This window comes from Nitrosomonas sp. ANs5 (genome assembly GCF_050584665.1).
GTDB lineage: Bacteria > Pseudomonadota > Gammaproteobacteria > Burkholderiales > Nitrosomonadaceae > Nitrosomonas.
Genome location: NZ_JBEUDO010000031.1, coordinates 1 through 12,548, shown reverse-complemented (window position 1 = coordinate 12,548; position 12,548 = coordinate 1). Strand labels below are relative to the sequence as shown.

13 protein-coding genes and 1 tRNA gene are annotated in these 12,548 nt (G+C 49.6%); 11 read left to right on the top strand and 3 right to left on the bottom strand.

Features of this window, described 5'->3' with window-relative positions; genetic code table 11:
• Positions 1–20 precede the first annotated feature (20 nt).
• The 8 genes from ccmC to ABTW62_RS08725 are packed head-to-tail and all read left to right on the top strand — an operon-like array spanning position 21 to position 6,356.
• Positions 21–764 (top strand): heme ABC transporter permease CcmC, encoded by a 744-nt coding sequence (gene ccmC, locus ABTW62_RS08760; RefSeq protein WP_430904202.1) that lies wholly within the window; start codon positions 21–23, stop codon positions 762–764.
• On the top strand, positions 761–931 hold the full coding sequence (ccmD, locus tag ABTW62_RS08755) for a heme exporter protein CcmD (RefSeq protein ID WP_430904201.1): 171 nt from the start codon (positions 761–763) through the stop codon (positions 929–931). The genes ccmC and ccmD overlap by 4 nt, the downstream gene beginning before the upstream one ends.
• A gap of 8 nt (positions 932–939) precedes the next feature.
• The gene (gene ccmE, locus ABTW62_RS08750) at positions 940–1,389 is read left to right on the top strand and encodes a cytochrome c maturation protein CcmE (protein ID WP_430904200.1); all 450 of its coding nucleotides are present in this window, start codon (positions 940–942) and stop codon (positions 1,387–1,389) included.
• 57 nt (positions 1,390–1,446) lie between these two features.
• Positions 1,447–3,486, top strand: a complete 2,040-nt coding sequence (locus ABTW62_RS08745; protein WP_430904199.1) for a heme lyase CcmF/NrfE family subunit — start codon at positions 1,447–1,449, stop codon at positions 3,484–3,486.
• Positions 3,483–4,007 carry a DsbE family thiol:disulfide interchange protein gene (locus tag ABTW62_RS08740; RefSeq protein ID WP_430904198.1) on the top strand — a complete coding sequence of 175 codons (525 nt, stop codon included), beginning with the start codon at positions 3,483–3,485 and terminating at the stop codon, positions 4,005–4,007. The genes ABTW62_RS08745 and ABTW62_RS08740 overlap by 4 nt, the downstream gene beginning before the upstream one ends.
• A gap of 7 nt (positions 4,008–4,014) precedes the next feature.
• Positions 4,015–4,518, top strand: a complete 504-nt coding sequence (locus ABTW62_RS08735; protein WP_430904197.1) for a cytochrome c-type biogenesis protein — start codon at positions 4,015–4,017, stop codon at positions 4,516–4,518.
• A gap of 5 nt (positions 4,519–4,523) precedes the next feature.
• Entirely contained in the window at positions 4,524–5,867 is a 1,344-nt protein-coding gene (gene ccmI, locus ABTW62_RS08730) for a c-type cytochrome biogenesis protein CcmI (RefSeq protein WP_430904196.1), read from the top strand.
• A gap of 27 nt (positions 5,868–5,894) precedes the next feature.
• On the top strand, positions 5,895–6,356 hold the full coding sequence (locus tag ABTW62_RS08725) for a peroxiredoxin (RefSeq protein WP_430904195.1): 462 nt from the start codon (positions 5,895–5,897) through the stop codon (positions 6,354–6,356).
• Positions 6,357–6,451: 95 nt separating this feature from the next.
• Here the strand turns inward: ABTW62_RS08725 and ABTW62_RS08720 are convergent, their stop codons facing one another.
• The gene (locus ABTW62_RS08720; RefSeq protein WP_430904194.1) at positions 6,452–7,435 is read right to left on the bottom strand and encodes a malate dehydrogenase; all 984 of its coding nucleotides are present in this window, start codon (positions 7,433–7,435) and stop codon (positions 6,452–6,454) included.
• Positions 7,436–7,826: 391 nt separating this feature from the next.
• On the opposite strand from ABTW62_RS08720, the gene ABTW62_RS08715 reads away from it, so the two are divergent.
• Entirely contained in the window at positions 7,827–9,245 is a 1,419-nt protein-coding gene (locus tag ABTW62_RS08715; protein WP_430904193.1) for a dihydrolipoyl dehydrogenase, read from the top strand.
• A gap of 173 nt (positions 9,246–9,418) precedes the next feature.
• On the opposite strand, the gene ABTW62_RS08710 is transcribed toward ABTW62_RS08715, so the two are convergent.
• Positions 9,419–10,123, bottom strand: coding sequence for a VIT1/CCC1 transporter family protein (locus ABTW62_RS08710; protein WP_430904192.1), 705 nt, complete (start codon positions 10,121–10,123; stop codon positions 9,419–9,421).
• Between the two features lie 251 nt (positions 10,124–10,374).
• A tRNA-Met gene (locus ABTW62_RS08705) sits at positions 10,375–10,450 on the bottom strand.
• Between the two features lie 265 nt (positions 10,451–10,715).
• On the opposite strand from ABTW62_RS08705, the gene ABTW62_RS08700 reads away from it, so the two are divergent.
• Together ABTW62_RS08700 and ABTW62_RS08695 are read left to right on the top strand one after the other, a co-directional pair.
• Positions 10,716–10,886 (top strand): hypothetical protein, encoded by a 171-nt coding sequence (locus tag ABTW62_RS08700; RefSeq protein WP_176973970.1) that lies wholly within the window; start codon positions 10,716–10,718, stop codon positions 10,884–10,886.
• A 633-nt stretch (positions 10,887–11,519) separates the two neighbouring features.
• On the top strand, positions 11,520–12,338 hold the full coding sequence (locus ABTW62_RS08695; RefSeq protein ID WP_430904191.1) for a TrmH family RNA methyltransferase: 819 nt from the start codon (positions 11,520–11,522) through the stop codon (positions 12,336–12,338).
• Positions 12,339–12,548: the final 210 nt, after the last annotated feature.

Below are 12,548 nucleotides of genomic sequence, written 5' to 3'. Positions count from 1 at the left end.
TAAATTGAATTATCTATAACATGACAATTAACTGGTTCAAATATGCTTCTCCAGCAAGTTTTTATTTTCTTGCCGGCCGAATGATTCCCTTTTTTACCATTGCAGCAGTCATATTCCTGATCATAGGCCTATATATCGGATTTTTTGTAGCACCGACTGATTTCCAGCAGAGCGAGGCCTATCGGATCATTTTTATTCATGTTCCGGCTGCCTGGATGTCGATGTTCCTGTATGTCGTCATGGCGTTCTGGGCAGGGATAGGGCTTGCATTCAATACCCGGCTTTCATCCATGGTGGCGAGCGCCATCGCGCCGACCGGAGCCATGTTTACATTTCTGGCTTTGTGGACCGGTGCATGGTGGGGGAAGCCCATGTGGGGCGCATGGTGGGTTTGGGATGCCCGCCTGACATCTGAGCTCATTCTATTTTTCCTCTATATCGGGTTTATGTCGCTTCAGGCCGCAATCGATGATCCGCGGCGTGCGGATAAGGCTGGTGCGATCATTGCCTTGGTCGGTGTGGTGAATATTCCGATTATCTATTTCTCGGTTCAGTGGTGGAATACGCTCCATCAGGGGGCTTCGGTGAGTTTGGTGCAATCCCCAAAAATGGCGACAGCGATGCTGACGGGTATGTTGATCATGGCCTTGGCGGCCTGGATGTATTCCATCGTCATGGTGTTGATGCGAACGCGCATGATTATCCTAGAGCGTGAACGCCATACAGCATGGGTTTCGGAATTAAAAGAAGGAGTCTCGAAATGAGTTGGGAGAGCTGGTCCGATTTTTTCGCAATGGGGGGTTATGGTTTTTATGTATGGGGTTCCTATCTCGTTGCGCTGTTATGTGTCCTGGGCGAAGTGATGCTGGTGCGTAGCCGTCGCCGAACTTTGTATAAGCAGCTCGGTCTGAAAGACAAATCATCTTTGTGAGGAGGAAAATGAAACCGCGTCATAAAAAAATGGCAGTTATTGCGTTGAGTGTAAGTGCGCTGACAGTTGCCGTCATTCTGGTACTGAATGTTTTTCAGAGTAATCTGGTCTTTTTCTTTAGCCCAAGCCAGGTCATCGCCAAGGAAGCGCCCATTGGTAAAAGTTTCCGGATAGGTGGATTGGTAGAAGAGGGCTCACTTAAACGGGAAGGTGATGGCACAACGATGCGCTTCGCCATTACCGATACCTCCGAAGCGATTCAAATCGTTTATACGGGGATTCTGCCGGATTTGTTCAAGGAGGGTAAGGGGGTCGTCGCACAAGGAAAAATTGCCGAGAACGGTATTTTCTATGCGGATGAAGTGCTTGCCAAACATGATGAGAATTACATGCCGCCTGAAGCAGCCAGTGCATTAGAGCAAGCGGCCAAAGCACAAAAGACCTCGCTCACCCAGTAAGCCTGTCTCTCGTCTAATTTGATCAAAAATATCACAAGAAAGGAATAATGCTCAACCATGATACCGGAACTTGGTAATTTCGCACTCATTCTTGCAATGCTGTTGGCATTGATTCAGGGTACATTGCCCCTCATCGGCGCGGCACGTGGAATACCTTCATGGATCGCGCTGGCGCGTCCTGTCGCTCAGGGTCAATTTGTATTCATTGCAATTGCTTTCGGTTGTCTGGCTTATTCATTCGTCAGCAATGATTTTTCCGTACTTAATGTCGCTTCACATTCGAATTCCGATTTGCCGCTACACTTTCGTATAGCTGCAACATGGGGATCGCATGAGGGTTCCCTGCTGCTATGGGTCACGTTGCTTGCCGGCTGGTCGGTGGCTGTCAGCGTGTTTAGCCGTCAATTGCCGGATGATATGGTGGCACGCGTATTGGGTGTCTTGGGATTGGTCAGCGTAGGTTTTATACTGTTCCTGCTGTTTACTTCCAATCCTTTTGACCGGCTTCTGCCTGCCGCTGTTGAGGGAAGTGACCTGAACCCGCTATTGCAGGATCCAGGAATGGTCATGCATCCCCCTATGCTGTACATGGGTTATGTCGGTTTTTCGGTCGCTTTTGCATTCGCCATTGCGGCATTGTTGAGCGGGCAACTGGATGCTGCCTGGGCCCGATGGTCACGTCCCTGGACAACAGTAGCCTGGGTTTTTCTGACAATCGGAATCATGATTGGCAGTTGGTGGGCCTATTACGAACTCGGCTGGGGGGGCTGGTGGTTCTGGGATCCAGTTGAAAACGCCTCGTTCATGCCTTGGTTGGTCGGCACGGCGCTAGTGCATTCCTTAGCCGTGACCGAGAAACGTGGAAGCTTTAAAAGCTGGACAGTCTTGCTGGCAATCAGTGCTTTTTCATTGAGCTTGCTGGGAACCTTCCTGGTTCGTTCAGGTGTATTGACTTCCGTGCATGCTTTTGCTACGGATCCCGCGCGCGGTATTTTTATCCTGGTTTATTTAGTGCTGGTGGTCGGTTGTTCATTGTTGTTGTTTGCTTGGCGTGCGCCTAAAGTCGGGTTGGGCGGTAATTTTGAAATCGTCTCTCGCGAGACCATGCTGCTTGCCAACAATGTATTGCTGTTAGTGGCTGCCGGCAGTGTCATGCTCGGCACGCTTTATCCACTGCTGGTGGATGCGTTGGAGCTGGGCAAAATTTCAGTGGGCCCTCCTTATTTTGAAGCGGTATTTGTTCCCCTGATGACACCCGCCATTTTCCTGATCGGGTTGGGTCCGATCGCTCGCTGGAAAAAAGCAAGTCTGCCTGCTCTGATGGTCAGACTGCGCTGGGCATTTGCTGTAAGCCTGATCACGGCCATCATCATGCCCTTTGTGATGGGTGAGTGGCGACCAATGATAAGCTTTGGTTTATTGCTTGCCTTCTGGATCATTACCAGCATATTCGTAGCAATTAAACATCGGCTCCAGAGTGGGGAAGGCAGTTTCTTTGCCAAGCTGGCTAAACAGCCGAAAAGCTATTATGGCATGCACTGTGCGCATTTGGGTGTGGCCGTATTCATTATCGGGGTCACTTTGGTCAATGGTTACGAAACCGAGAAAGATGTGCGCATGGAAGTTGGCAGCACGGTAACCCTTGCAGACTATACATTCCGATTCAATGGCACAAGACCGCTGCCGGGACCGAACTACAGCGCGATCGAAGGTGAGATTGAGGTGATGAAAGATGGCAAAACAATCCGAAATTTATATCCGGAGAAAAGAACCTATAACGCTTCTGGCATGCCTATGACCGAGGCGGCAATTGACACCAGTTTGACCCGTGATCTTTACGTAGCTTTGGGTGAGCCAATGGAGAATGGTGCGTGGATCGTTCGGGTATATCACAAGCCCTTTGTCGTCTGGATCTGGTTAGGCTGTATTTTGATGGCGCTGGGCGGCATGCTGGCTGTGACAGATCGCCGTTATCGGCTGGCTATCAAGAAGAAAGCTGTTTCTAAAGCACCGAAAGCAGCAGAATCGGCAGCAGACAGTCTGCCTGTCGAGACAGCTACCCATTCGATAACGCTTTCAGAGGGTGAAAAAGTATGATGCGCTTTATGCTGCCTTTGGCGGTATTTCTCATCCTGGTCATTTTCCTGGGGATCGGGTTGACCCTGAATCCCCGCCAGGTGCCATCACCACTTATCAATAAGCCTGCGCCAGCTTTTCAGTTGCAGCAATTGCATGATCCCGATAAGACACTTTCATCGACAGAGAATCTTGGGAAAGTGTGGATGCTGAATGTATGGGCATCCTGGTGTGTCGCATGCCGAGATGAGCATCCTCTGCTTGTGGAGTTGTCCAAGTTGGGTATCGTGCCCATTTATGGACTCAATTACAAGGACCAGCGCGATACTGCTATGCAGTGGCTTAAGCAATATGGCAATCCTTATACCGCGAGCATAGTCGATGCGGATGGCAGAGTGGGTATCGACTATGGTGTTTATGGCGTACCCGAGACTTATGTGATCGATAAGCAGGGGATTATTCGCTATAAACATATTGGCCCGGTTACGGTCAAGTCGCTGCAAGATAAGATTCTTCCATTGATCAAAGAACTGGAGAGTTGAGACAGTGATGATTAGATTAGTTGCGCATGGTTCTTTTGTAGCAGTCGCAAGACAGTTGCTTGTAACGCTGCTGCTGTTATTCATGGCGGGTTTGAGTGTGGCTAGCGAGGCAGTGCCGGTGGCAGAGGATCCCGAGCTGGAAAAACGCCTAGTCAATCTGGCAGAGAATCTGCGTTGCTTGGTCTGCCAGAATGAATCCCTTGCCGGTTCGCGCGCGGATTTTGCCAATGATTTGAGACGTGAAATCAGGGAGCAGATGCGGGCGAACAAAAGCGACGATGAAATTATAGAATTTCTGGTTGCACGCTATGGCGATTTCGTGCTGTATAACCCGCCTCTCAAATCGACGACATGGTTATTGTGGTTTGGTCCTTTCGTTTTATTTTTGGGAGGGGCGGTCGCGCTGATGCTTTACCTCAGACGCCGCCGGTCACAAATAACGGAATCTCCCTTAACCGAAAACCAGCGCTTGCAGGCTGAGTCACTTATCAAAGAAATAAACAAGGATTAAAGCGTATGACCACATTCTGGGTTGTGGCCGGTATTTTTATCGTGGCGGCATTGTTATTCGTAATTCCTGTACTGCTGAGAAACAATAGGAAAGATCTAGAAAAAATTGAGCGCGAGGCGGCAAATATCAGTATCTACCGCGATCAAATTGCTGAACTGGATCAGGATTTGTGTAATGACATTCTCTCCAAGGAGCAATATGAATCCAGCAAACAAGAGTTGCAGAAGCGAATGTTGCAGGATTTGTCTACATCGAGTGAAGCTGTCAGCATGCCTCGCGCCAGTCGTCATGGCATTGCCGCGACCGTCATCGTCGTTTTGGCCGTTCCACTGACCGCAGTCTATCTTTATACAATCATCGGCGATAGCCGTGGGTTATTGCCACAATCGCAACTGGCGAATGCCACGCATTTCCAGTCTGACAATGCTGATGGGATGCCTTCTGGCCATGCGGAAATTCAATCGATCATCGATAATCTGGCTGCCCGCCTTAAAGATAATCCAGAGGATATCGAAGGATGGGTGATGCTTGCGCGTACCTACGCGATTATGGGACGGTTTGAAGATGCCAGTGCCACCTATGCCGAGTTAGTTAAGATCATTCCCGATAGCCCACAGTTTCTAAGTGATTATGCTGATGTATTGGCAATGACCAATGATGGCAGTCTAGTGGGTAAACCGGCCGAGCTGATCGCTCAGGCGCTCGCATTGGATCCCGATTATCCCAAAGCACTGGCGCTGGCTGGCACGGTAGAATTCGAACGAGGAAAATTCGAACAGGCTGCCATCCATTGGCAAAGATTGTTGGAGATCATTCCAGCCGAATCGCAGCTTGCTCAATCAATCAATGAGAGTATTGTCCAGGCGAAGGCATTGGCCTCGAGAGCTAAGGAGGGATCGGCGCCGCTGCAACTCGCGCAGAATTCAAATATTGGAAGTGATCTGCCGACGGTAGAATCAGATAAAGCAGAGGCAGCAGCCGAGCCTGCACCGTCTTCCTCGGCGTTGCCAAGTATTTCTGGATCTGTCACATTGGATGCATCATTGCGCGAGAAGGTATCGCTTGCCGATACACTTTTCGTGTTTGCAAGAGCCAAGGAAGGCCCTAAAATGCCATTGGCAATTTTAAGAGTCCAGGCGAAGGATCTGCCGGTCACTTTCACGCTTGACGATGGTATGGCGATGACCCCTGCAATGAAGCTGTCAAGCTTCCCTGCAGTCGTGATTGGTGCCAGAATCAGCAGAACTGGCCAGGCTGTCCCTGCCAGCGGAGACTTGGAAGGCTATAGCCAGCCGGTCAAAATTGGCGACAAAGATGTTTCTGTCGTCATTGATCGGATAGTTCCTTAAATTCAATCAATCAATCGGAGTGGTTGCATGCATGACGAAGTAATACCTGATTTTGAATTGGCTGCTACCGGGGATGGTATTTTCCGCTTATCTGCTGTCGAAAGTAAATACTTGGTTATATTTTTCTATCCCAAGGACGATACGCCTGGTTGTACCAATGAAAGCCAGCAGTTCCGTGATTTCTATCCGCAATTCCGTCAGCTTGAGTGTGAAATCGTTGGAGTTTCCCGCGACAGTCTGAAATCACATGAAAAATTTAGGGAAAAATATAGCCTGCCCTATCACTTGCTCAGTGACCCTGATGAAACAGCGTGTGAATTATTTGGGGTCATGAAGATGAAAAATATGTATGGTAAGCAAGTAAGGGGAATCGAACGGAGTACTTTTGTGCTCGACCCACAAGGGAAATTGTACAAGGCCTGGCGGGGCGTCAAAGTTCCCGGACATGCTGAAGAAGTACTGGCTTTTATCAAGGATTTGACTGACTGATTCTGATTGAGAGTCCTTTAATCAGGCACAACACCGCACGAGATTTATTCGTGTGCTCATGGGTGTTGTGCTTTTTTTCTGCTAAATCGTTCTTCTTATGGCAGCAGATGTCTGATCGCGTTTTGTTCAGCCAGAAGTTCTTGGTAGGTGATGTTCAATTTGTCCTGGTAGGCGGGTGCAATGTCGAGTCCCTGCACGATACGACACAGGCCATCCTGGCAAATTACGGGAAATCCAAAAAACACCCCCTCCGGAATGCCGTAACTTCCATCCGAGAGGACGCCCATTGTGGTCCAATCATCCTCTCGGGTTCCAAAAATCCAGTCACGCATATGGTTGATGACTGCATTGGCAGCGCTTGCCGCACTGGATAATCCGCGTGCTTCTATGACTGCAGCACCACGATTTTGAACGGTGGGAATAAAGTAGTTTTCAATCCAGGGCGCATCATCGATCAGATCAATAATTCTTTGCCCGTTGATTTCAGCGTGGGTTAAATCAGGTAGCTGGGTAGACGAATGATTTCCCCACACGATCATTTTTCTGATGTTCCCCACGGGGTGCGCTAACTTCATGGCGGCTTGAGATAACGCCCGATTGTGATCGAGTCTAAGCATGGCCGAGAAGTTACTTGGAGATAAATCCGGCGCATTTCTCATGGTGATGTAAGTATTGGTATTGGCCGGGTTGCCTACTACCAATACTTTCGTTTCGCGCTTGGCAACCTGGTTTAATACCCGACCCTGAGCGCTGAAAATTTCACTGTTGGCAGTGAGTAGATCCTTGCGTTCCATGCCTTTAACACGAGGCCGCGCACCGACCAGAATGGCAATATCAGCCTGATCAAAGGATCGCATCGGATCGGTGGAGGCAATGATGCCAGCCAACAGCGGGAATGCACAGTCCTGAAGTTCCATTACCACACCCTGCAATTTATCTTCGGATTCCGGGATGTCATGGAGCTGGAGGATGACAGGCTGGTCATTGCCTAGCATGTCTCCGGCGGCGATTCGAAACAACAGGCTATAGCCAATTTGTCCTGCCGCACCGGTAATGGCAATACGAATAGGTGAGGGCATTATTAAATCTTGCTCCTTGAACATTTACTGACGGGGAGAGAAAATTCTCAAGCGGCACACCCGGATTATACCGGCAAATAGGGGAGACAAGAAGGCTAAGCGTCACACCTGCGGTGCTGCCTGGATGCAGAGGCTAAACGAATGGGTGGCCGAAGGCGGGAACGAATGCATTTCTCAACTTTGATAAAGAGGCAAATGTCAGGGTAGCTGAATGAGGTATGATGAAGCAGGTAGTTTTATGTTAATTTGACCTGAGAATCTCGGTTGATTGCTGTATCACGATGCACATATTGTGGTGAAAAGAATAGGTTGTTATTTTTCATGCGCATCCATTTGCTAAGGCGCAGTCAGTTTAACTGGGAATGTCGGGGTTATTAGTGGATAAAAGCCTATGAAAAACGTTGAAGTTATCATCATCGGCGCGGGAAGTGCCGGATTGTCTGCTTTGCGAGAGGTGAGGAAGCGTACCGATAGCTATCTTCTGATTAATGACGGTGCATGGGGAACAGTTTGTGCCAGGGTGGGATGTATGCCATCCAAGTTATTGATTGAGGCTGCCAATGCGTTTCACCGCCGCCATCATTTCGAAGAATTTGGAATTGCCGGCAGCACGCAGTTACAAGTGGATCTTAAGCATGTCTTGCAGCGTGTGCGCAAGCTCCGCGATGGCTTTGTCGCCAGTACGCTGAAAACAACCGAGGCATTGCCAGCGCATACCCTATCAGGGCGGGCGCGTTTGTTATCTCCTAATCAGGTGATCGTCAACGGAGAAAAATTCTTAGCTCAGAAAATCATTGTCGCAACGGGTTCCCGTCCTATCGTTCCGGCTGGCTGGCAGGATTTTGGTGAACGCCTGCTGACAACGGATAGTTTGTTCGAGCAGGAGATGTTCCCAAATCGTATGGCGGTAATTGGGATGGGGCCTGTCGGTCTGGAAATGGCCCAGGCACTTTCCAGGCTGGGCGTGAGGGTGAGTGGCTTCGGCGCTGACCACATGATCGGGGGTATCAGTGATCCTGCGGTCAATCAAGCTGCGGTGTCATTCTTGTCCACAGAGTTCCCGCTCTATCTCGGCGAGCAGGCCGATTTGGCAAAAGGGTCTCAGGAGGGGACGATTATCGTGCGGGCAGGGGATACCGAAATCGAGGTGGATAGCGTGCTTGCCGCCTTGGGACGACGTCCAAATATCGATGATATCGGTTTTGAAGCATTGGGTGTACAGCTGGATGAACGTGGTCTGCCACCTGTTGATCCGAATACTATGCAGGTTGCCGATTTGCCGGTCTTTCTAGCCGGGGATATGAATCAACACCTTCCTTTGCTGCATGAGGCGGCAGATGAAGGACATATTGCTGGTCTGAATGCGGTTCTGAATGAGTCAATTTGTTTCAAGCGCCGTACACCGTTGGCAATTGTGTTCTCGGATCCAAATATTGCGACGGTTGGCCAATCGTATCAGGCTCTTGCTGCTGAAAATATTCAGATAGGTGAAGTCAGTTTCGATAACCAGGGCCGTGCCAGATCGGCACAGTGTAATCGTGGAATTTTGCGTGTGTATGCCGATACAAACAGTGGCCAATTGCTCGGCGCAGAATTGTGTGCGCCAGCAGGCGAGCATTTTGCCCATTTGCTGGCTCTGGCAATCAGCCAGTCTCTGACTGTTTGGGATTTATTGCGAATGCCCTTTTATCATCCTGTACTGGAAGAGGGGTTGCGAACCGCGCTGCGCAATCTGGCTACCAAGCTGCCAGCCTGTTCTGAATCCGATCTAGCTGCCTGTGAATCACTCAACTCTGAAGCACTCGATTGATCGGCATTATCCTGAAATGCCCGGCTGCGTGCTGTGCTGTTTTATAAAGCGAGTTGAGCTTGGTTTTGGGTGATACTTGCGATGATACCGCGCCCGGGCACCGCAGGAATTACCCGCTTCCGGGCGCGGACAGGTGCTAAGGAATACTGGGACAGGATTGTAGAAACCATCAATCAAGTCATGACGCCAAATAAACGTCCGACCACAGCGGTTAAGGCCATCGCCAGCATGCCCCAGAATGTCACTCTTAATACACCGCTAGTGATATTGGCGCCGCCCAGGAAAGCAGCCAGCGCGCCCAAACATGCCAAAGCCACCAAAGAAAAAAGGGCAACGGCCTGCATAATATGCGATGTATCCGTAATTAGGGTAGCTGTCAGTGGCATCAAAGCGCCAAGTGTGAACATGCCGGCAGAAGCGAGCGCTGCTTGTAGCGGGCGGGCGCTGATATGCTCATTAATTCCCAGTTCATCACGCAGGTGCGCCCCCAGCGCATCATGTGCCATCAATTGTTTGGCCACCTGCCTTGCCAGGCTCGGGTCAAGCCCGCGATGGATATAAATTTCGGTCAATTCCTGTAATTCAAATTCGATATCCTCGGACAGATGATGCTGTTCCAGTTTGATATCGGCTTTTTCAGTATCAGCCTGAGAGCTGACCGAAACATATTCTCCTGCCGCCATAGACATCGCTCCGGCGACCAGGCCGGCAACGCCAGCCAGTAGAATATCTTCCAGTGATGTACCCGCAGCAGCGACGCCGATAATCAGACTGGCGGTCGATACGATACCATCATTGGCTCCGAGCACGGCCGCACGTAACCAACCGGTACGATGGTAGCGATGATCTTTGTTTTTATCTTGGTTTTTTTGATTCATGTTGACGAGGGCAAAATTCACTACGGAGAAGATCGGCCCAGGCAAGGCAGCGCTGAACAGGAAACGCGATATCCAATATCATTGCACCAAATTGCAATGCAGTCAGGTTTAAACCACTTTCTTAGCGACAACAAGCTAGCGTCAGTTTCTGTTGTGCCTGCCTTAACTTGCCTGCTTGATCAAGCAGTCATTTCCAGGATACGTGAACGGGTGAAAACGTTGTCCAATGTGGGCGAATGTTGGGTGGGTTGTGGTGGCGAATCAGGGATTTGAACCCCGGACCAACGGATTATGATTCCGCTGCTCTAACCACTGAGCTAATTCGCCAAGTCGCTTGCTGATGCGATAGAACGCGCATTTTGCACTTTAGATGGGCGGTATGTCAAGGACCGATTATGTGTTTAATGTTCGTATTTATTGATATGCCGCTGATTTAATGATGTAACCTTATGATATGTAATTGTTTATTCGTTTTATTGCCAGAATCTGATGCGCAATTGATTTGCATCAATATTTCTTTTTTTTCTGCATGTACTATTCTCTTGCAGTTTGAAGATTCAGTTGAGTTATAGCCAAATTATAAGGAGTATTTATGAAGATCAAAGCCATCATGGTAGTTTCGATGATGCTGGCGTTAGTTGCTTGCAAGCCTTCCGTGCCAGATTCTCCTGACCCATCAACCTATGGGCAGACCATTCAGCCTTTTCATCAAATACCATCTGAAGATCAGGAAGGCGGAGGCAAACCCAGATCAATGGATTGAGCGCAGGTTGCGTTACCATATTTAAATTTCAAATAAGCGCAATATTCCTATCATCAAGGAAAGGAGAAAAATAAACTTTTTGCCCAGATGGTAAACCGTGATAGTCCGGATTTCGCGATGCATGGCCAAAGTGTGACGTATTTGGGGTGAGAATATGCAACCTTTATTGATGCAAGCTTTGTCTCGCGAGATCCGTATACTTTGCTCCCGCCAAGGTTTGATTGAGGCAATCAGAAGCCAGTGCCCTGATCGGGAATCGCATCACTTATCAATGGCCGGTCAGGGTAATGGGTCGCAGTGCTTGTTCTGCTTGCTACCCATTCCAGGACGATTCTTGTACAATACGAGCGTCATAAGCGGTCCGTGTGCATGGATTATCGCAGGGAACGCGGATTGATTGACGTGCTTTCCATTTTATTTCCCTGACAACGTGCTGTCTTCCTAGGAGGCTGTCCGAGAATAGCGACTGATCTACTGCGGACGAGCCTGATTGGCCGGATTTTACGATCCTTTTCGTTAAATAGAACGACTATTCGCCTCAAATGATCGAAAAATCCCGCTCAACCAGCCTCGCCCTCGCTACGATCGCTATTCTCGGACAGCCTCCTAGTACAGCATTAGATCACTGCCGGCATGCGCCATATCACTTCTCGTGAACATCCGCTTTTTAAAAAGCTTGTAAAGTTACAGCATTCAGCGCGGCAACGTCGTAAGGAAGGCCTGGCATTGCTGGATGGCGTGCATTTGCTTCAAGCCTACCTGGCAACTGAAAGGACGCCTGAAATGCTGGTTATCAGTGAATCGGGCAGGGAACACCCGGAAATCAGGCAGCTGCTGGCCTATTGTCAAGGTCAATCCAGGCATAGCTGCCTGATGTTGAGTGATGGCTTGTTCAGTCAGATTTCGCCGGTCAAGACACCTGTCGGGATCATGGCGCTCATCCGTCTGACACAATCTGTATCGGTTGAAATCAATGATTATGATTTCTGCGTCATGTTGGAAGCGATCCAGGATCCAGGCAATCTGGGCTCAATTTTGCGCTCTGCTGCCGCTGCCGGGGTCAGCGATGTTTTTTTGTCCGCCGACTGTGCGGACAGCTGGTCATCCAAAACGTTACGGGCTGGTATGGGTGCGCACTTCTCTTTGCGCATTCACGAACATGCAGATTTGTTGAATTTGGCGCGCCGCTATACCGGTAAAGTCATTGCAGCGACACCCACTGGAACCCGCAGTATTTTTCAGACAGATCTTCGTGGCCCCACAATATTCCTATTCGGAAGCGAGGGGAGCGGGCTCTCAGAACCAGTATTGGCGATTGCTAGCAGGCAGGTAACCATACCTATGGCGGGGCAGAGCGAGTCACTCAACGTTGCAGCGGCGGCCGCCATTTGCTTGTTCGAGAAGGTTAGGCAACATGCGTTTGACTGTTCCCAGTTTATTCCTGCCAGTTAGGCCAGTTGAAGTGAGTATCACCCAAACAAAGGCCATGTCGCAGCTAGTACTCCGTTCCGTCAATTAGCTTACAAATGAAATCGATGGATTCGCCTGCCAGGCTAGGCGCAAACCGCAGTCATAGCCGTAACTATGGCGAGGATTTGCAACAACGCATGACAGGCGAAGGCGCGATTTCATGTAAGCGGTTTGGCGGAACGGAGTACTAGG